The organism is Paenibacillus sp. S29, from assembly GCF_049319765.1.
Classification (GTDB): domain Bacteria; phylum Bacillota; class Bacilli; order Paenibacillales; family Paenibacillaceae; genus Paenibacillus; species Paenibacillus polymyxa_B.
This window is the reverse complement of record NZ_JBMOUI010000006.1, coordinates 25,775-44,800: the sequence shown is the minus strand read 5'-3', so window position 1 is coordinate 44,800 and position 19,026 is coordinate 25,775. Positions and strand designations below refer to the sequence as shown.

Annotated in this window: 18 protein-coding genes, 2 tRNA genes and 1 riboswitch; of the genes, 11 read left to right on the top strand and 9 right to left on the bottom strand. The window is 47.6% G+C overall.

What is annotated here, in order from left to right; all coding sequences use genetic code 11:
• Nucleotides 1-55: 55 nt before the first annotated feature.
• The 6 genes from ACL9RM_RS12085 to ACL9RM_RS12060 form a co-directional block, all read right to left on the bottom strand.
• Nucleotides 56-2,086, bottom strand: a complete 2,031-nt coding sequence (locus tag ACL9RM_RS12085; protein WP_250267733.1) for a methyl-accepting chemotaxis protein — start codon at nt 2,084-2,086, stop codon at nt 56-58.
• A gap of 241 nt (nt 2,087-2,327) precedes the next feature.
• Nucleotides 2,328-3,275: a DMT family transporter gene (locus tag ACL9RM_RS12080; RefSeq protein WP_076292438.1), complete on the bottom strand. Its 948-nt coding sequence runs from the start codon at nt 3,273-3,275 to the stop codon at nt 2,328-2,330.
• 172 nt (nt 3,276-3,447) lie between these two features.
• A riboswitch (FMN riboswitch) is annotated at nt 3,448-3,592 on the bottom strand.
• Between the two features lie 121 nt (nt 3,593-3,713).
• Nucleotides 3,714-4,409, bottom strand: a complete 696-nt coding sequence (locus ACL9RM_RS12075; protein ID WP_069291366.1) for a hypothetical protein — start codon at nt 4,407-4,409, stop codon at nt 3,714-3,716.
• A complete protein-coding gene (locus ACL9RM_RS12070) occupies nt 4,402-5,325 on the bottom strand; it encodes an ABC transporter ATP-binding protein (protein WP_061829585.1) in 924 nt (307 codons plus the stop codon). The genes ACL9RM_RS12075 and ACL9RM_RS12070 overlap by 8 nt, the downstream gene beginning before the upstream one ends.
• A 127-nt stretch (nt 5,326-5,452) precedes the next feature.
• Nucleotides 5,453-6,397: a sensor histidine kinase gene (locus ACL9RM_RS12065; protein ID WP_061829584.1), complete on the bottom strand. Its 945-nt coding sequence runs from the start codon at nt 6,395-6,397 to the stop codon at nt 5,453-5,455.
• A 1-nt stretch (nt 6,398) separates the two neighbouring features.
• Nucleotides 6,399-7,106: a response regulator transcription factor gene (locus tag ACL9RM_RS12060; RefSeq protein ID WP_069291369.1), complete on the bottom strand. Its 708-nt coding sequence runs from the start codon at nt 7,104-7,106 to the stop codon at nt 6,399-6,401.
• Between the two features lie 268 nt (nt 7,107-7,374).
• On the opposite strand from ACL9RM_RS12060, the gene ACL9RM_RS12055 reads away from it, so the two are divergent.
• The 3 genes from ACL9RM_RS12055 to ACL9RM_RS12045 all read left to right on the top strand — a co-directional run bounded on the left by ACL9RM_RS12055 (nt 7,375) and on the right by ACL9RM_RS12045 (nt 10,130).
• On the top strand, nt 7,375-7,878 hold the full coding sequence (locus tag ACL9RM_RS12055; protein WP_414126329.1) for a DUF6933 domain-containing protein: 504 nt from the start codon (nt 7,375-7,377) through the stop codon (nt 7,876-7,878).
• A 98-nt stretch (nt 7,879-7,976) separates the two neighbouring features.
• Nucleotides 7,977-8,285: a hypothetical protein gene (locus tag ACL9RM_RS12050; RefSeq protein WP_013309242.1), complete on the top strand. Its 309-nt coding sequence runs from the start codon at nt 7,977-7,979 to the stop codon at nt 8,283-8,285.
• 213 nt (nt 8,286-8,498) lie between these two features.
• Entirely contained in the window at nt 8,499-10,130 is a 1,632-nt protein-coding gene (locus ACL9RM_RS12045; protein ID WP_414126328.1) for a formate--tetrahydrofolate ligase, read from the top strand.
• 24 nt (nt 10,131-10,154) lie between these two features.
• Here ACL9RM_RS12045 and ACL9RM_RS12040 read toward each other — a convergent pair whose 3' ends face one another.
• On the bottom strand, nt 10,155-11,195 hold the full coding sequence (locus ACL9RM_RS12040) for an ABC transporter substrate-binding protein (protein ID WP_414126327.1): 1,041 nt from the start codon (nt 11,193-11,195) through the stop codon (nt 10,155-10,157).
• The gene (locus ACL9RM_RS12035; protein WP_250267755.1) at nt 11,138-11,533 is read right to left on the bottom strand and encodes a hypothetical protein; all 396 of its coding nucleotides are present in this window, start codon (nt 11,531-11,533) and stop codon (nt 11,138-11,140) included. Before ACL9RM_RS12035 ends, ACL9RM_RS12040 begins: the two co-directional genes overlap by 58 nt.
• 207 nt (nt 11,534-11,740) lie before the next feature.
• Here ACL9RM_RS12035 and ACL9RM_RS12030 point away from each other — a divergent pair, with 207 nt between their 5' ends.
• From ACL9RM_RS12030 to ACL9RM_RS12010, 5 genes are all read left to right on the top strand, one after another.
• The gene (locus ACL9RM_RS12030) at nt 11,741-13,018 is read left to right on the top strand and encodes an outer membrane lipoprotein-sorting protein (RefSeq protein ID WP_250258972.1); all 1,278 of its coding nucleotides are present in this window, start codon (nt 11,741-11,743) and stop codon (nt 13,016-13,018) included.
• Between the two features lie 259 nt (nt 13,019-13,277).
• A complete protein-coding gene (gene alr, locus ACL9RM_RS12025) occupies nt 13,278-14,474 on the top strand; it encodes an alanine racemase (protein ID WP_250267757.1) in 1,197 nt (398 codons plus the stop codon).
• A gap of 293 nt (nt 14,475-14,767) precedes the next feature.
• The gene (locus tag ACL9RM_RS12020) at nt 14,768-15,049 is read left to right on the top strand and encodes a CopG family ribbon-helix-helix protein (RefSeq protein ID WP_007429334.1); all 282 of its coding nucleotides are present in this window, start codon (nt 14,768-14,770) and stop codon (nt 15,047-15,049) included.
• Nucleotides 15,050-15,055: 6 nt separating this feature from the next.
• Nucleotides 15,056-15,406 (top strand): type II toxin-antitoxin system PemK/MazF family toxin, encoded by a 351-nt coding sequence (locus tag ACL9RM_RS12015; protein ID WP_007429335.1) that lies wholly within the window; start codon nt 15,056-15,058, stop codon nt 15,404-15,406.
• A 179-nt stretch (nt 15,407-15,585) separates the two neighbouring features.
• A complete protein-coding gene (locus ACL9RM_RS12010) occupies nt 15,586-17,808 on the top strand; it encodes a Tex family protein (RefSeq protein WP_250267758.1) in 2,223 nt (740 codons plus the stop codon).
• A 105-nt stretch (nt 17,809-17,913) separates the two neighbouring features.
• Here ACL9RM_RS12010 and cmpA read toward each other — a convergent pair whose 3' ends face one another.
• Nucleotides 17,914-18,048 carry a cortex morphogenetic protein CmpA gene (gene cmpA, locus ACL9RM_RS12005; protein ID WP_007429337.1) on the bottom strand — a complete coding sequence of 45 codons (135 nt, stop codon included), beginning with the start codon at nt 18,046-18,048 and terminating at the stop codon, nt 17,914-17,916.
• A gap of 144 nt (nt 18,049-18,192) precedes the next feature.
• Here cmpA and ACL9RM_RS12000 point away from each other — a divergent pair, with 144 nt between their 5' ends.
• The 3 genes from ACL9RM_RS12000 to ACL9RM_RS11990 all read left to right on the top strand — a co-directional run bounded on the left by ACL9RM_RS12000 (nt 18,193) and on the right by ACL9RM_RS11990 (nt 18,927).
• Nucleotides 18,193-18,717, top strand: coding sequence for a SprT family protein (locus tag ACL9RM_RS12000; RefSeq protein WP_053324897.1), 525 nt, complete (start codon nt 18,193-18,195; stop codon nt 18,715-18,717).
• Nucleotides 18,718-18,761: 44 nt separating this feature from the next.
• Nucleotides 18,762-18,837 (top strand) — tRNA-Asn (locus ACL9RM_RS11995).
• A 1-nt stretch (nt 18,838) separates the two neighbouring features.
• Nucleotides 18,839-18,927 (top strand) — tRNA-Ser (locus tag ACL9RM_RS11990).
• Nucleotides 18,928-19,026: the final 99 nt, after the last annotated feature.

Below are 19,026 nucleotides of genomic sequence, written 5' to 3'. Positions count from 1 at the left end.
GATATACTGCTGCTCATTCTTACTTTCATGAAATTGCAACGATACGATGTGTAACTTAAATCTTAAATCGCTTAACCAGCTGTTGCAAATCCTGCGCCATGTTGGACAACTCCTGAGACGAAGATGCGATTTCCTCCATGGCCGCCATTTGCTCCTGAGCGGCAGCAGAGGTTGTCTGCGAACTGTCCGCCGAATTGCGAGACAGACTTGCCAAATGGGTGACAGTAGCCGAAACTTCCTCTGTGCTGGCTGAGATTTGTTCAGCCGCAGCCGACACACTTTGAATTTGTTCCACAATATGAGATGTAGAGCGTTCAATATTCGTAAATGCACCTTCTGCATCTTGGCTAATACGTAATCCTTCACCTACCTGGTTACGAACATTACCGTTCATGGTAGCGGTGGAGCGTTGAATCAAATCGAGCATCTGAGTAATGATCTGACTGATGGAATCTGCGCTTTCCTTGGATTGCTCAGACAGCTTGCGTACCTCTATAGCGACTACGGCAAATCCACGCCCGGCTTCGCCAGCTCTGGAAGCTTCAATAGACGCGTTCAGAGACAACAAATTGGTTTGCTTGGCAATGGCGGCAATAGCTGTATTCATCTGCTTCGCATCGTCTGAGAGCTGGGATAGCTCATCCATCAGGCTAGCCGTTTGGCTTACAGCTTCCAGAATACGGTCCATTTGTGTCCGCACATGGCTGATCATTTGACTGCCTTGAGCTACATCATGCTCGGTTTGTCCTGCTGAATCTACGATGGAGCTTGCTGATTCGGCAATGGTGCTGACACCCTTGGCCATTTCTTCAACGGCATTAGCGGTTTGCTCGGATGCCTCGGCGCTGGTGGCTGCATTTTCTGCGGATTCCATAACCGTTTCCGCTACGTGTTGTACGGACTCCGTCGTTTGTTCTGTGCTTTCCTTGATCATCAGAGAAGAGGAAGCAAGTCGGGAGGACGTTTGATTGACCTCGGAAACCATCGTATGCAAGGAATGCGTCATCTGGTCAAAATTCTGTGCCAGTTCGCCGAACTCATCCTTGCTGGATAGGTTAACACGTTCGGTCAGATTTCCGTCACGGACGATGCGTGTTCCTGCTTGCAGCTTGCGCAGCGGAATTAAGAACGAGCGGACCATAAGCACAATGATGATCGCAGCGGCAAGTATGGAAATGACAATCACAATCAGGCTTTGCTTCAGAATCGGTTGGGCTGCATCACTGTAATCCTCCAGATCCGACAGTGCGACAATGCTCCATCCGGTGAGAGGGTCCTTAAGTGTAAAGGCCAGCATATCTCGATTCATAAATTGAATTTGCGACATGGAAGGAGTATCATTTTCGACGGTTGTCGCCACTTCGGGAAGTCCCTCTATGGCGTCAGCCGGTTTTTTGCCTGTCTTGTTAAAGGCTGTTCCAGTCCCAGATACAACTTTATGTTCAGAATCAACAATAATGAGTCCTCCGCGTTCACCAATCTTAACAGACTGCAGACTTTCACCCATCTTGTCCAGATTCAAAGCCAATGCAACAGCTCCTTCACCGTCCTCCAGCGTTCCCGATATATTAACGACTAAATTCCCTGTCGTGACGCTGGCAACTGGAACACCGACGAATACTTTGCCCTTTTCCAGCATCGCATTTTTGTACCATTTTCTCTCCCGGGGGTCATAATCGGCCTCCTGTTTTTTCGGCGAACGTATGTATTGCCCTTTCGCATTGCCGAGAAGCGCGGCATCTAGCTCGGGATGAGCCTTGACGATGACATCTAACTTTTTCTGAAGGGCCTCTTGGTTGGTACCAATGGAATCAGAATTGATTTCAGTGGTAAGCACGTCCAGGTCTTTCATAATGGGCGCTACATACTGATTGACATTGCTCTGGATCAAATACAGATTCGTGTATACGGAACCGCCCATTTGCTGACTGAGTTGTGTTGTAGCCCCCTGATAGGAAAAGTACCCGATAAGTACGCTCGGAATCAATAACACAGCCAAAAAAGATATTATTAATCTTGTCCTCATTAAATAAAACTGCTTGAGAAACCTGTTCCACCACGGAACTGTTTGTTTTGTTTTAGTCATAGCTCTTGCTCCTCTGTGTCTGATGATCACTACATTCTTTTATTCGACAGAAACCGACTAATTTTATAGATGTAATCTTTGAGAAACGAAGAATAATTACATGTTTTAGACACTTTTTCTGAAAGATGGGTCTGAAGAACTATATTTTATATGAATACGAATACATAAAAAAGCCAAATCGGAGATACAAAAGCATCTTCACGATTTGGCTTGGGTGAGTCATGAAAGGGACGTTGAACTGTTAATTTTTTTGCTGACGTGAAATCATAAAGAGCGTAATCCAGATGAGCATAAAACCAGTCAATTGCGCTACAGTGACAATTTGCTGAAATGCGATCCAGTTAATCACGACACCAACCATGGGAAAGCTCAGTTCTGCCATCGTAGCATAAGACGCTTTGGTCGTACTTAAGCCTTTGTAATACAGCAGCAAGCTGAGAAGACCCGGAAGCAATGCCTGCAATAGCAGATTGATAATCACAGCTGCGCCCGCCCATGTACCGGCAGGCATATTCCATGGCGCATGCTCTACAGAGGTGAGGACAATCAGCAGAGGGAGCGCCACCATGAAGCGGAGGGAGGTTACTGTTTCATATTTCATTGAACGAAGCAAGTAACTTCCCATGACTGTCGAACCGCCCCACAGCACTGCTGCACCGAGTGCAAGCAGACTACCAACCTGAACAAAATCACGAACATGTCCGAAGGGGAGCGACCAACCGAAGGTCAGAAGATACGTCCCGAACAGAGCGACAACAATTAATAATCCAAAATGACGCGGCAACATTTCCTTCAAAATAATACGGGCTAGAACAATAGCGACCAAGGGTTGAAGCTTCTGGAGTAAGAGTACAGCATTCAAATCACCATTGCTGAGCGCCATAGTGAAAATCACGCTGGCCAGAGCCGAGCCGCCCCATGAGACGAATAAAATAGCGAAAACTTGACGAAGCCGTACCGCTTTGAGTTCCTCACGATGCTTCCACAGCATCGGTGTCAGAGCGAGGAAGAGCAGCACATGCTCCATAAGTACAATTTGTGTTGAAGTAAATGACTTTAGCAAAATAATACGAAAAAGCGGGTCTGCGCCCCACAAGGCTGCTCCAATTGCGACCAGCCAAAAACCGCTTTTCATGTGGGAGCTACGATCAAAACCTTTGGATGTTAGTACAGTAGAAGATTGACTCATACTCAATTAGCTCCTTGCGAATACAGGACCGGTGGCACAAAAACCCCCGTCCATGGCGAAAGGCCATGCAAGACGGGGGTTGATCAAATAAACTTGCCGCTTTATGCAAGTTAAATGAAGTTGCTGCAAAACTAATAACGCAGTATTCATCCACTTCGCGGCATGTTGATATTTCGATCTTCTTCCATCCGGACTTTACCGTCGGCTTTGGCATCTCACCAAATCAGTCCGTATCCTGTTGCCAGATACAGAGTCGCGGGCTTAGCTCCATGAGCCATACCGCCGGTTGGGAATCTCACCCTACCCCGAAGATCCTTATTCCGTTTTTAATTTCTCCTATAGGATATACCTGTTTTAGAATGAAGTCCAGTGAAAAATGTGTGTATATCTAACAATGATTTTCATCTTTTTTTTGAAAGCGCTCTACGAAATTACATATTACGAGGTAATATCCTTATACTCAATACGTCGAATCGCCGCATAAGCCACAAGCATTCCTAGTAGAGAGAAGCCAATTTGCACGGGGGCTATGGAACTAAGTGGAGCACCGTTATTATTGGAGAAAAGCAATGCTACAATCAGGATTGAGGTCACAATGGTGGTGGGTACAGAGTATCTTCGCATCCCCATATACAGCGGAACCAATCCCATAAAGCTGGCAGCAACGGCATTGATCAGCGTTCGTGCTGATTGTTGGCCCAGTATGGAAAGAGTAAGGTTATCCGGTACAATCAAGACAAACTGGTTGAGCAGATGAATAGCAGCCGTAATGATTATTTCCGAAATAATAATAGACAAGAACGTAAACAGCAGCACAACCAAGAGCTTGGCGATCATCAGCTTTTGACGGTGAATCGGATACATGAACAAGATTGTAATCGATTTGGATTTAAATTCTCCGACGATAAAGCGGCATAGCAAAACGGAGGAAAATACAATAAATGTTGCTCTCACAAAATTGTCTATTAGATCCAAGAGTTGGGTGTATTGTGTGAATTCGGGTATTCCTTCACTTTGACTGTCCAGCGCGATAATACAGAGCAGCCCAAGAATGCATGCATTGGCGATCAGTGCTGAACGGATATAACCCGCGAGATGAAATTTTTTCAGCTCCAACTGCATCAATTTAAGCATGGAGATCACCTCCGTTTAACAGGCGCAAAAAGTAGTCTTCCAGCGTGCTGCTTTTCTGATGAATGGAATCCACCTCTATATCATTTAAAATGAGTGTTTTCGTAATTTGTTTCTGTGGTACATTTGAATCGTAAATACGTATACTCTGTTCATTTAGTACCTTTATATTATTCAGATTCAGATGATGGGAGAGGACATAGGTCGCTTTTTTACAATCGTTGGTCGTAAATTCGATATATTCCGTATTGGTTTCCCGCACCTGCTCCATCGATACTTCCTCAATCAGTCGTCCGTGATTAATCACGCCTACCGTATCCGCAATCTGCTCTATTTCCGCTAAAATATGACTGGACACGAGCAGAGTCATCCCATATTCCTTGCATAGCATGTGGAATAGTTGGCGGATTTCCTTGATACCCACGGGGTCCAGACCATTAATGGGTTCATCCAAAATGAGTAGCTCTGGCTTAGTCGCGATAGCGCGGGCAATCCCAAGACGTTGCTTCATTCCCAGCGAAAAATCCTTTACCGGCTTGTCATCCGCATTTCGCAAATTCACTAATTCCAGGGCATCCCGAACCGCCTGCTTATTATAGTAGCCCATGTATTCACAATGAAGTTCGAGATTTTGCTGTGCCGTCAGTCTGTCATAAAAAATCGGGTATTCAATAATCGAACCCATCCGTCCGAGCAGATGATACGATTTTGGCGTTAATTTCTCACCGAATAATTCAATTTCACCCGAAGTCGGCTTGAGTAAATTCGTAATCATTTTCATCATCGTTGTCTTGCCTGCCCCGTTAGGGCCGAGAAAGCCATAGGTTTCTCCCTTGCGCACATTCATACTGACTCCCGCTACAATTTCATTGCCCTTCAGGGCCTTGGTCAACTGATGTGTACGTATTACGTAAGTCATGGATGTTCTCCCTTCGTATACTGCTGATAATTCAAGGATAAAGGGCGAAATGTTCATTTTTCTTTCGTGATTCTTACAAATTTATTAAGTTGAGCACAAATCGAATTATGCAAAATGCTGAGTTCGATTAATAGTTGATTTTCTTCAATGTAAAAGAGAAGACTGTCCGCTCATAAGGTCTACTAGTCAATTGAATTTCTCCGTTCATCGTTTCAACCAGGCGTTTGGCAATCGTAAGGCCCAGTCCGCTGCCTTGTACCGCCTTATTACGGGAGTCCTCCAGTGTGTACATGCGTTCAAAAACTTTATCTTGCTCAGATTCCTGTATGCCTTTGCCACGATCCCATACCTCTATACGCACTGTATCCTGCTGTTCCAATAGAGCCAGCCCCAGCGTCCGTCCATCTGCCCCATAACGAATGGCATTCGAGATCAGATTGTTCAGCACCCGTCCAATCGCTCCTTCGTTCCCCAAGGCATGAATGGGGTGCTCCGGGATCTCAATATGCACAGTAAATCCCTGTGCGGTCAGCAGGTCATAAAACTCCAAAATGCTGCGTCTGCACAGTTCTCCCACTTCCAGTCGAGTCAACGGAATATCCGTATCATTAGCCTCCAGCTTCGCCAAGCTAAAAAAGCTGCCGATCAGCTCAATCGCTTCGCTTGTCTTTTGATGAATTTTGGATAGCAGCTTTATACGTTCTTCTGGCAAAATAGTCGGATCGCCATCCAGCATCTCGGCATATCCAAGCACAACCGTAAGCGGTGTCTTGAGATCGTGGGAAATGTTCGAAATCATTTTGCGCATGGCGATTTGGCTACGGTTGTAATCCGCAGACACTCTGAGATTCAAGTCCAGCAGTCGGTTAATTTCCGTCATGAGTCGTTGCAGTTCAACGTCACCTGTGACATATAGCAGCTTTTCCGCATGATTCACCGTCACAATCCGCTCTAGTAGGGTTCGGATATCCTTTATTTTGCGCTTATAGGCCATACGCTCCCGCCAAAGCCATACTATAACGACTGACATGATGAGGCCGACAATCCATTCAGAAATGTTTTCGATGTTCATATCAGCCATTCTCCCATTTGTAGCCAATGCCCCATAGCGTTTTAATGTGGACAGGATGAGAGGGATCTTCTTCGATTTTCTCACGCAGGCGGCGAATATGGACGTTAATCACGTTCTCGTCGCCCATATAATCGTCCTTCCAAATAAATCCGTATAATTGTGCTTTTGTAAATACCCGGTTCGGATTGGCTACAAATAGCTTCAAAATATCGGACTCTTTGGCTGTTAGCTGAATTTCATTTTCATTGCGTATGACTGTAAAATGATCAAAATCAATGCGCAGACTGCCGTAGGTCAAAACTTGTGCTTGAGGCTGTTCCTCCTGTTGTTGCTGACGGGCATATGTAGTAGATCTGCGGATCGCGGACTGAATACGAGCCGTCATTTCCAGCATTGAAAAAGGTTTGGCAACATAATCGTCTGCTCCAAAGCCCAGTCCAAGCGCTTTATCCACGTCGCTGTCCTTGGCTGACATAATCAGAATCGGTACGGCGCTGTGGGTACGGATCCGGCGGATCACCTCCATACCGTCCACCTTCGGCATCATCAAATCCACCAGTACCAGATCATAGGTATGACGTTCAAAGGCGAGAAGCCCTTCTTCCCCGTCATAGGCGGTAGTTAAATTGTAGCCTTCCTTGCTGAGTGCTTTGAGTAGCATTTCGGCAATGGATAGATCGTCTTCAATTAGTAAAATATGTTGTGACATAGGTGTGGAACACCCCTAATTTTTAGATTAAGCTCGCGTGACGAACTGTACCTGAATTATATAGAGCAGTGGAGGGGATTTCCATAATAAATATCCAAAGAGAAAATTAATGTGTCTGGTAATCTATGATTCCCCTATATTATACTGAAAGAGTTTATAATCCGATGTTTGGAATACGGTGTTATGATATCCGGGACATGCCTCATATGAGAGATTGGGTATGTCGAATCACGCTGCGGTACAGGACCGTCAATAAAGGAGAGCGACGATGTTTGTCATACGAGGAACACAAAAACTGCTGAAGGAATGGGAGACTCAACCACTTCAAGTTGATATTTATCCGCCTTTGAATAGTTGGCATGCCAGCTTGTTTTTACTGAATCGAAGAAAAAATATAGTGTTTATGCATGATATATCCCGCTTAAGCATCACGCTTTTTGGGATTAAAAAATCGCAGTACAACAACCTGCCGACTCTTTTTGTGCAAGCCTTGAAGGAATTGATGATCAGCGAAGGCTTTGATGAACAGATCGTAAAGGCTTACACACAGGAAGGCGAGCAGATGCTGGCTACGACGACGAATAGTCATAGTGTAATAAGAACCTTAGATGAGATTATTTTTATCATGAAGGAACTGGATATGGAGCATGGGTGCGAGCTGGAAAAAAACCAGTGGAATAACCGGATTGTTTTCAAAACAGTCGAATACAAGTACCCTGTTGATGTTTTTAAAGAAATGCTAGAAAAGCATTATAAACTAGAGAGTATTTGAGAATTTTATGATTTTACGAAATCAGTTCCATTTATTCCCTCTGTCCTATATAATCTAATATAGTTCTAAAAGACTATATAAAGAGAGGTAAGGGGTAAATGAAGATTAAATTGAGAAATAAAACTGGAATGATCAAGGAACGCAAAGTAGGTTTTTCATGGACTACGCTCTTTTTCGGTTTTTTCCCTGCGTTGTTTAGAGGGGACTGGAAGTGGGCTGTTATTATTTTTCTGGTGTCGATCCTTACGAGTGGGGCATCCAACTTTGTATTTTGCTTCATATATAACCGCTTACATATTAATGATTTGTTGTCCCAAGGCTATGGCCCTGCTACTAAGAAATCCCAAGCTATCCTGATTTCTAAGGGATTTATTGCTGAGAATTACGCTGCTAACTTTGCAGGTTAAATTGAGAGCTGTTTGTTAAACGAGACGTATCAAAAGAGCATCCACCAAAGTCCATGCGGGCGGGGAATGCTCTTTTTTTTATAACTCACATGATAGCAACGCTTGCGATGAAATGAATCATAGCGCAATAAGCGGCACACTTTGGTAAAATAAAACGATACAGGGTTTGACACCATCGGTCAGACTTATAAAACGGGGGGTACATAACGAAAGATGAAGAGGATTATTGATATAGCCAAGGAAGCAGGAATTGAAGAAGAACATCTGGAGACGTATGGAAAATATAAAGCGAAGCTGAATCCGTCCCTGTGGGAGCAGTTAAAGGATCGCCCGAATGGAAAGCTGGTGCTGGTTACGGCAATGAATCCCACGCCGGCGGGAGAAGGAAAAACGCTGACAACCATCGGGCTGTCACAGGCGCTGAATGCGCTGGGGCATAAAACCGTTGCTGCGTTGCGTGAGCCGTCCCTTGGCCCTTGCTTCGGCATGAAAGGAGGAGCAACCGGGGGAGGACAAGCTCAGATTGTTCCGGCAGAAGACATTAACCTGCATTTTACAGGTGATATTCACGCGATTTCAGCTGCGCATAATTTGCTGGCAGCGATGATCGATAACCATTTGTTTCATGGAAATGCTTTGCGGTTGAAACCGGAGCGGATCGTGTGGAAACGCGCTGTCGATATGAACGACCGGAGTTTACGAAATATTGTGACCGGATTGGGGTCAGGTAATGGAGCAGTGAGAGAAAGTGGCTTTCTCATTACCTCAGCTTCAGAAGTGATGGCGGTATTATGTTTAAGTGAAGATATGGACGATCTTAAAGTGCGATTGGGTCGGATGGTGATTGGTTATAACGAAGATGGCGAAACGGTAACAGCTGAGGAACTCCAGGCGGTGGAAGGTATGGCTGTGCTGCTTCGGGAAGCATTGAAACCCAATCTGGTGCAAACGTTGGAAGGAACTCCAGTTATTGTGCATGGTGGACCGTTTGCGAATATTGCGCATGGATGCAGTAGTTTGATCGGTACGAAGCTGGCCCTGAAGCTGGGAGAGGTGGTCGTCACGGAGGCTGGATTCGGGGCCGAGCTGGGAGCGGAAAAGTTTTTTGACATCAAGTGCCGTCAATCCGGTTTGCAGCCAGATGCGGCTCTGTTGGTCGTAACCGCCAAAGCGCTGAAATATAACGGTGGTGTAGCTAAAAATGAGCTGGACGCAGAAAATCTGGAGCAATTGCAACTTGGATTAGTCAACATGAACCGGCATGTTCGGAATTTGCAAAAGTTTGGCGTGCCAGTACTGGTAGCGGTCAACCATTTTGTAACAGATAGCGAAGCCGAGTTGGAACTGATTTTCTCGGAATGCCGCAAGCTGGGTGTACCCGTAGAGCTGTCACAGGTGTGGGCACGGGGAAGCCAAGGTGGAGAAAAGCTGGCTCAAAGCCTCCTAAACCTGCTCCAGGAGGACAAAGCCCATTTTGCACCATTGTATGAGCATACACTTGATTTGCAAGCGAAAATTAGTGTCATTGCGAAGGAGCTTTATGGTGCGGCAGGGGTAGCTTACACTCCTGCGGCCAAACGGGCGTTGGCCGGTATGGAGCAGCTTGGTTTTGGACAACTGCCTGTATGCATGGCCAAAACACCGTATTCTTTCTCAGATCAACCTTCTCTGCTAGGTGCACCGGAGGGCTTTACCATTCACGTGTCCAGCGTTTCTTTGTCCGCAGGGGCAGGCTTTGTGGTCGTGGAAACAGGCAATACTATGACGATGCCAGGATTACCCAAATCCCCAGCAGCTGAGCATATGTCGCTGGAGGCAGATGGAAGCATTCATGGTCTAATGTAGTATCTTTAGAAAAATGGCAGCTTATCAGGATGAAGTGACGAGCAGTTTGGGCAGTGCAGTAAGCAGTTCTTGCCGGGTCATGGCATCGCTCCAGTTCCATCGGTCAGCTTCTACGAAATATACCCGACCTTGACGTACAGCAGGAAGGCTGCGCCAGAGAGGGCTGCTGATCATGCGTTCCAGCGTACGTTTGGATTCTGGGACTGTCGGAACAAGCATAAAAATGCGGTCCCCGGCGTAATCAGGCAATTCGTTCGGATCTATTTCCGCGAAGCCATGTCCCTTGTCGAGCACCTTTTGGATCGGCTCAACGGGCTGAAAGCCCTGTGGGTGGTAGAGGGCCGACGAGAATCCGGACATACCCATGACAAAGAGCCGATCACCATGATCGAAGATGAAGACGGAGGCCGTTTCTCCGGCTGTGATTTGCGTACCGAGCTGCTGCCACATTGCCAGATTACGGGCTGTGAAGGTAGACAACCAGCGTTCGGCCTCCCGCTCCTTACCGAGCCAGGCGCCAAGTGTACGCATCCGTTCCTCCAGCGTGGCGAAGGAGTTGAAGGTGACGGTGGGAGCGATACTGGCAATGCGCTCATATTCCTGTTCATCCGAATTAGCGATGATAATTAGATCAGGATCAAGAGCGCTGGTCAAGCGAATATCCAGGGGAAGGCCCACATCGGCGACATTCACAAGACGATGTTTATAGACGCTGTATTCACTGAGTCGCAGACTTCCCCCGATGGCTTTGGCCCCTAATGCCAATAGATCGCCCATCGTTTCTCCATGATAGATGATGCGGCTTGCTCGGCGCGGAATATGAATATGGTGACCCGTCCAATCCTTGACGCGCACAGAACCGGAGACAGAAAGCGCGTACTTGCCCGGGGGAATCCCGGTCAATTGCCTAAACCGCCGATTAAAATAATATTCGTCAGAGAAACCAACCTGACGGGCAATTTCACGTAAAGGCCGTTTGCAATCCAGCAGCAGTCGCTTGGCATGATTCAAGCGCAGCTCAGTGAGGTAATGCAGCGGCTTTTTGCCTGTGATTTTACGAAACATTTGGGAGTATTGCCATATGGAAACGTTCGCCTGCTCGGCAGGACAGGTCCGTGATATAGGGATGGCATACGTACTGCGTGTTCACCCAAGGCCATGTCCGCTTGTGGTTCTGACGGCAAATCGATGACCTCAAACGTGATTTTGTAGTATTCGGGCACAGTTCCATTCAGGGGAGCGATTTGATAGGATTCACCTGGAGCTAGCCAATATCCATGACCTGTATGGAATAGATACTGCTCTGAGCCAATGTCCACCATACCTGTCCCACCGATGAACATAAGCAGACAGTGATATGAATTGGGACGTGATAATAATTCATCGGTAGGCTCACCAATCAACGCAATTTCTTTAAAATGAAAAAGCAGTGAACTGAACGGGGGAGGTTCTTTTTATTTCCTGTATGAATTTATTATCAGTCTCCAAAAGATTCTATAGTATTACGCAAGGATACGTTCAAGCTTGTCATGCCAGTCTGCATAAATCGAACAAGTCCTTCATAGACATGTACTAATTCATTTAAAACATGTGCTGAAGGGGTTGATGACATGCGCCGGATTTCATGGATGCTTGCCATGGTCATGTGTGTAACGCTGCTGCTGGCCGGGTGCGGCAAGAAGAGCGCGGACGATGTGGTTAAAGATTTGAGTGACGTGGTGAGCGACCTGAACAGCTACCACGGTACAGCTTTGATGACGCTGCATACCGGCGACACGCCGCAGGAATACAAGGTGGATATTTCCTACCGCAAGCCGTCCTATTACCGAATTGCCATGACGAACGAGAAAAAGGATGTTACGCAAATTGTGCTTCGTAATGATGAGGGTGTATTTGTACTGACACCCAGCCTGAACAAAAGCTTCCGTTTCAAAAGCGACTGGCCAAACAATCAGGGTCAAGTATATTTATATGAAACGTTGGTTCGCAGCATTATCGGCGATGCCTCCCGTCAGTTGGCTACCGACGATAAATCCTATGTGTTTGATGTGGCAGCGAATTACAACAGCCATGCGCTGGTGAGACAAAAGATATGGCTGTCCAAAAATGACTATGCACCGACTCAGGTACAGGTGTCTGATGCGAATGCCAAGGTAGTTGTTGATCTGAAATTCGATCAATTTGCTTTTGATACGAAGTTTGACAAAGACTCTTTTGATATGGAGCGGAACATGGCTTCAGGTAAGACGAGTACGGGTAGCGAAGGGGCTCCATCTTCCGGAGCAGTGGAGCCCAGCGGTCAGCTTGATCCTTCCGGTGCGATAGATGGGACGACTGGCGTGACGTCTGGCGAACCCGGACAAGAGCAGGGAACAGCAGGGGATGCAGTCCAGCAGCCGTCAGGGGAAGCGAAGGTGGACGGTACTGCCACAAATGATACATCCAAATCGGACGCAGCAGCCAACGCAGAGGCGCAGCAACAAACCCCGAGCACATCGGATGCCGCAAACGGAACGTCAGCGGGAACAGATGCGGCAGAAGCTGTGATGGGTGAATTCGGCTTGATCGAACCGTCCTACACGCCAGCCGGAGTACAGATCAAGGATACGCCGGAGCTGGAGGATAATGGTACACATGCCGTGATGCTGCGGTATAGTGGAACGTATAATTATACCATTGTGGAGGCGCGTCCAAAAGATCGGGCAGTCGCACTAGCCGCAGGCGAACTGGTTGATATTGGAGGAAGTTTTGCCGTTCTGACCGGAAGCGAACAGCAGACGATGACCTGGATGAATGACGGAATCGAGTTCAGAATCACCAGTGCTGACCTGCCTGTGAGCGAAATGATACAAATTGCCGCTTCTATACAGGATCAATCGGGTAAATAAAACTTTATAGACGGATGCAGACGGTCTAGAGTGTAAAAATGCTCTGCTGCCGCCCGTATCCGTCTTTTGTTCATTCGCGGTCTAGGATGTGCACCGCTTGTATGTCGTGTTCATTGTAGAGGATGCTGGCAAACTTCTCCTGCCATTTGACAGCCACGTTTTTGAACATTACCATTAACCTTTGGAAGCAAGAACTTTGCCACACTCCGAATGGTTAAAGGTTATGTTACAGGCTAACAATTGAAGAAGGTGACTGGATTTGCAAGCACAATACAGATCGACCCGGGCCGAAATCAACCTGGATCACCTTGGCGCCAACTATGAAGCTTTTCGCAAGGCATTGCCAGCGGATAAGCTGATACTGGTCTGTGTCAAGGCTAATGCCTACGGACACGGTGCCGTGGAAATTTCAAAGGAATTGGAACGCCTTGGTGCAGATTATTTGAGCGTCGCTTTTCTGGATGAAGCGTTGGAGCTTCGTCATGCGGGGGTTCAGCTCCCAATTCTAGTACTCGGTTATACCTCACCGGAAGCTGTACAAACGGCTTGGGAGCATGATATCTCATTGACAGTGTTCAGTGAGGAAGTGCTGGACGGTATCCGTAGACTGGACCGCCAAGGAAACGAACGCAAGTTGAAGGTGCACATCAAAATAGACAGCGGCATGGGAAGACTGGGTTTGCTGCCTGGAGAAGAGGCTATGGCTTTTGTCCGGCAGGCTCACGAATTAGAGCAAGTGCTGCTGGAAGGCATGTACACCCATTTTGCCCGCGCGGATGAAGAAGACAAAAGCTATACACTGCTACAATATGATCGGTTTCGGGGCGTGGCGGAAGCGCTAAGGGAACAAGGTATCACCATTCCCATTATACATACGGGCAACAGCGCCGCCACCATTGATACCCCTTCTCTTTCCCCCAATTTGGTGCGGATTGGTATCAGTATATACGGTCTGTACCCGTCTGATGAGGTTAACCGGCAAGCTATTGAGCTGCTGCCTGTATTGTCATTGAAGACGGCGGTGGTTTATACCAAGACGCTTCCTCCCGGCTGGGGAGTTAGCTATGGCACCCGGTATGTAACCTCCAGTGAAGAACGGATCGGTACACTGCCAATCGGCTATGCGGATGGATACTCCCGCATGCTGAGTGGGAAGATCGAAGTGTTGATACGCGGTCGCCGCGTCCCGGTACTCGGTACGATTTGCATGGACCAGTGTATGGTATCCTTACAATCTTTCGCAGAAGATGCGGAAGAAATCCAAACCGGCGAAGAGGTTGTTCTCATCGGCCAGCAGTCCGGCGAAACTATCGCGGCGGATGAGCTGGCATCCAAGCTTGGTACGATCCACTATGAGGTGATCTGCATGATCGCAGACAGGGTACCGCGTGTATACACACGAGGTCATGTTCCTGTTGTTCGAGTGAACTCGCTTCTTCCAACCCGCTGGAATTAATTTCATAACGCAAATTACCGAATAAAAGCAGGAGTTTTCGCAGAACGTCCCGAAATATGTACAAAGGAAAGAAAAGAGCGCTATAACTGTCAAAAGACGCATCAGGCTCCGCTGACACTTGTATTTCGGGGATCAAACGCCTGTACGAAAACGAACTGCGTAGTTTATAATGGAATGCAGCATAGATGATATACGAATATCATATACATTCTCTTGTATTCCGTTTGAATAAATTACCGGGAATAACGTTATAATGGTACAATGGCGACAAGGTTTTGGGGGTGGAAGAGAAGTTGGCCAATTTGCAGAACACCAAAAGAATAATGATCAGTTTGCCAGATCATCTCTTGCAGGAAGTGGACGGGATCGTAGCTATGGAAAATTCCAACCGCAGTGAATTTATCAGGCAGGCCATGAAGCTGTATGTAGGTGAACGAAAAAAACGTTACATTCGTGAAGCTATGCAGCGTGGATACATGGAAATGGCTAAAATTAACTTAACCATGGCATCCGAAGCCTTTCACGCGGAGGAAGATGCAAACAGCACCTTGGGCCGTACAGTTAGCGGGGTGTAATCCATATTGATCGTAAAGCGCGGCGACGTTTTTTTTGCAGACCTTTCACCCGTAGTCGGTTCCGAGCAAGGTGGCGTCAGACCTGTGCTGATCATTCAAAATGATATCGGCAACCGGTTTAGTCCTACTGTGATCGTAGCAGCCATCACCGCCCAGATTCAGAAGGCAAAGCTGCCTACACACGTGGAAATCGACGCGGCGACGCATGGCTTTGATCGTGATTCTGTTGTTCTTCTGGAGCAAATTCGGACGATCGACAAGCAAAGGCTTACCGACAAAATCACCCATTTAGATGAAGAAACCATGCGCAAAGTGAGCGATTCGCTACAAATCAGTCTCGGTTTGATTGATTTTTAGCGTGATGGAACGACGAGTGAAACGGGAAAAGGGCAGCGCTTGGGCGCTGTCCTTTTGTTTGTCCGATGAAAAATGCAGGTAGGGCTTGCTTTAACGTCACCTGCTGGCGCTTTGAATCATTTTTTGTGATAATGAAAGACATGGTGTAAGACAAGAGCTGTGAGGAAGAAGGGATAGGTTTGTCTAACGAGGAAACGAAGACGGAAATCCGGCAGGAGCCGAACGAAGCAGAACGCCAAGAGCGGATTGTCAAACAAGTGGCGAGAGAGCTGTCGCTGGCACTCAAGCAAATCCGGACAACGATCAGTTTGTTGGATGAAGGGAATACAATTCCTTTTATCGCGCGTTATCGTAAGGAAATGACAGGAGAGCTGGATGAAAATCAGCTACGTGAAATTGAAGATCGTGTGGTGTATTTGCGTAATCTGGAGGATCGTAAGGTAGAGGTCATCCGCATTATTGATGAGCAGGGCAAGCTGACGGAAGACCTGCAGGCTGCTATCACCTCTGCGGTTAAACTTCAGGAAGTGGAGGATCTGTACCGTCCGTATCGGCAAAAGCGCAAAACCCGCGCCAGTGTAGCAAAGGAACGGGGACTGGAGCCGCTCTCCATTTGGATCTGGAGCCAGCCGAAGCAGGGCGATACTCTGAAAGAAGCCGAGTCTTATGTAAATGCGGAACTGGGAGTGGACAGCGCCGAGGCGGCCATCCAAGGAGCCTTGGACATTTTAGCTGAAAATATAGCGGATGATGCGGCTATTCGCCAATGGGTACGTCGATATACGCTGGACCATGGTATGTTGACCTCCGAAGCGAAGGATGCGGAGCAAGAATCCGTGTATGAGAACTACTATAGCTATCGTGAACTTGCTAAGAAAATGCCACCTCACCGTATTCTGGCGATTAATCGCGGAGAGCGGGAAGGCATTCTTAAGGTTGGTCTGGAGGTAGTGCCAGATTCCATCTACAATTACGTGGCAGGTCAAGTGATTAAAGGATCGTCTGTCGTGGAGGAGCTGCTGCGCAGTGTCATTGAGGATGCGTATAAAAGACTTATCGCGCCATCTATCGAGCGTGAAGTACGCGCTGAAATGACAGAGAAGGGCGAGCAGCAGGCCATCTCCATCTTTGCAGGCAACTTGCGCAGTCTGTTGCTACAGGCTCCGATCAAGGGCCGACGTGTGCTCGGTGTCGATCCGGCCTATCGGACAGGCTGTAAGTTGGCGGTTGTCGATGACACGGGCAAGCTGCTGGAAGTGGCTGTGACATATCCGACACCGCCGAACAACAAGAAGCGCGAGGCTGCTGAAAAGTTCAAGCAGCTGATTGCCCAATACGGGATTGAATTGATTGTCATTGGTAACGGAACCGCTTCGCGCGAGACAGAGCAATTCGTAGCGGAAGTCATCGCGGACATTGGTGACAGCAGTCTAGCGTATCTGATCGTCAATGAGGCGGGCGCGAGCGTATACTCTGCCTCCAAGCTGGCACAGGAGGAATTTCCCGATTTGGACGTGGCCGAGCGCAGTGCGGCTTCCATCGCACGTCGTGTTCAGGACCCGCTGGCTGAGTTGGTCAAGATTGAGCCGAAGGCTATTGGTGTAGGCCAATACCAGCATGATGTGTCGCAGAAACATCTGGATGAAAGCTTAAAGGACGTTGTCGAATCAGCCGTTAACCATGTCGGTGTGGATGTGAACACGGCTTCCTCTGCGCTGTTATCCTATGTAGCAGGGATCAACGCGACGATTGCCAAAAACATCGTTAAGTACCGTGAGGAAAATGGAAAATTCAGCAATCGTCGTCAGTTGCAGAAGGTGCCGCGTCTTGGTGCAAAAACCTACGAGCAATCTGTAGGCTTTATCCGTATACCGGGTGGAGAAAATCCACTGGACCGCACACCGATTCACCCTGAATCGTATGCTGTCGTAGACCGCCTGTTGGCGGAACTGAACATCAGCGCTCACGATCTGGGTACTAAGACTGCAATGGAAGCACTGAGTGTGTCCAACATTGACGAACTGGCCGCCAAGCTGGAAGTCGGCGTGCCGACACTGAAGGATATTCTGGACAGCCTTCAGCGTCCGGGTCGTGACCCGCGTGACGAGCTGCCGTTGCCGGTATTCCGCAAGGATGTGCTGAAGATCGAGGATCTGGCACCGGGTATGGAGCTTCAGGGAACCGTCCGCAATGTCATTGATTTCGGCGCGTTTGTCGATATCGGTATTAAAAGTGACGGGTTGGTTCATATTTCACAGCTGCGCAGTGGCTTCGTAAAGCATCCGATGGATGTCGTATCTGTCGGTGATAACGTAACGGTGTGGGTGTTGAATGTTGATTTGAAAAAAGGCAGGGTTGGTCTGACGATGAAACCTCCTGCAGAGGCGCAATCGCAGGCATAATACTTTAAATAAAGCTGTACAACCTTCTTGTGAAGGTATAACAAAAGCCGGAATCTCCGAACTGTATCGGAGATTCCGGCTTTCATTTTTGGATGCCTTTAGCTTTTACCCGTTGTTGGCATCGAACTCCACGCCAGGTGCTTTATGATAAAAAAACCAACAATCGTTCAACAGTTTAATTTGGCGCCGGTCCTTTTTGTAAAAGGCCCGCATGAGCTGGTTGCTGAGCCATTGAGGCAAGCCGATCTCCTCCTCTGCGTTACATCTGTATGTTTAGCATATGGGGTGGGTACCTAAAGTGTGCTTATGAATTGGGGGTTAGACTTCGGTCGTTATTTTATAATATGCTTGTCAGTAAGGAGCAAAGGAGGAGAGACCGTTAGGATGGAGTCCAAGTCCCTGAGCAATTCAATGAACCATTCAATGAGCCGTTCTATGAGTAATGAAGAGCTTCAAGAATGGGTAGAGCGCATTTCGCTGGAGAGCTTCGGCGTGCCGTTTCGACATCAAGCCACCTTTAATGCGCGCTTGTCTTCCACAGGTGGTAGGTATTTTATGAAAAGTCATCATATTGAAATTAATCCACATCAACTCGCAGCTTACGGACGTTCTGAGGTGGAGAAAATTATTAAGCATGAGCTGTGCCATTATCATTTGCATTTGCGCGGGATGGGCTATCAGCATCGAGATGCTGACTTCAAAGCATGGCTGGCCCGTGTAGGAGGAAGCAGGCATTGTCAGACTCTGCCGGGAAGAACGGAACGTAAGCCTCAGCCTTATCGTTACAAGCTAGTATGCGTTTCCTGTAAACAGGAGTATATGCGCAAGCGTAAGATGAATCCTCAGCGGTATCGCTGTGGGAAATGTGGAGGGAAGCTTCGCCTGTTGGCACTTGACGGCACCCCCTGAATCATGGTAAATTAACCATACTGTAAGATAATTTACAGTAATGTTCCCTGATAGCTCAGTTGGTAGAGCACTCGACTGTTAATCGAGTTGTCACAGGTTCGAGTCCTGTTCGGGGAGCCATGGAGAGGTACCCAAGTGGCTATAAGGGGACCCTCTGCTAAGGGGTTAGGCTGCGAAAGCGGTGCGAGGGTTCGAATCCCTCTCTCTCCGTTGGTATTTTAAGTAGAAAAAGGACGCTCGTATGCATTGTAATGATGCTTGCGAGCGTCCTTTTCGTCTATATCTGCTTTGAGAATAACGGTGGACTGA

Coding starts and splice junctions, on each gene's coding strand:
- ACL9RM_RS12085 (WP_250267733.1), bottom strand. CDS start 2,086: ATGACTAAAACAAAACAAACAGTTCCGTGGTGGAACAGGTTTCTCAAG.
- ACL9RM_RS12080 (WP_076292438.1), bottom strand. CDS start 3,275: ATGAGTCAATCTTCTACTGTACTAACATCCAAAGGTTTTGATCGTAGC.
- ACL9RM_RS12075 (WP_069291366.1), bottom strand. CDS start 4,409: ATGCTTAAATTGATGCAGTTGGAGCTGAAAAAATTTCATCTCGCGGGT.
- ACL9RM_RS12070 (WP_061829585.1), bottom strand. CDS start 5,325: ATGACTTACGTAATACGTACACATCAGTTGACCAAGGCCCTGAAGGGC.
- ACL9RM_RS12065 (WP_061829584.1), bottom strand. CDS start 6,397: ATGAACATCGAAAACATTTCTGAATGGATTGTCGGCCTCATCATGTCA.
- ACL9RM_RS12060 (WP_069291369.1), bottom strand. CDS start 7,106: ATGTCACAACATATTTTACTAATTGAAGACGATCTATCCATTGCCGAA.
- ACL9RM_RS12055 (WP_414126329.1), top strand. CDS start 7,375: ATGTTTGTCATACGAGGAACACAAAAACTGCTGAAGGAATGGGAGACT.
- ACL9RM_RS12050 (WP_013309242.1), top strand. CDS start 7,977: ATGAAGATTAAATTGAGAAATAAAACTGGAATGATCAAGGAACGCAAA.
- ACL9RM_RS12045 (WP_414126328.1), top strand. CDS start 8,499: ATGAAGAGGATTATTGATATAGCCAAGGAAGCAGGAATTGAAGAAGAA.
- ACL9RM_RS12040 (WP_414126327.1), bottom strand. CDS start 11,195: ATGTTTCGTAAAATCACAGGCAAAAAGCCGCTGCATTACCTCACTGAG.
- ACL9RM_RS12030 (WP_250258972.1), top strand. CDS start 11,741: ATGCGCCGGATTTCATGGATGCTTGCCATGGTCATGTGTGTAACGCTG.
- ACL9RM_RS12000 (WP_053324897.1), top strand. CDS start 18,193: ATGGAGTCCAAGTCCCTGAGCAATTCAATGAACCATTCAATGAGCCGT.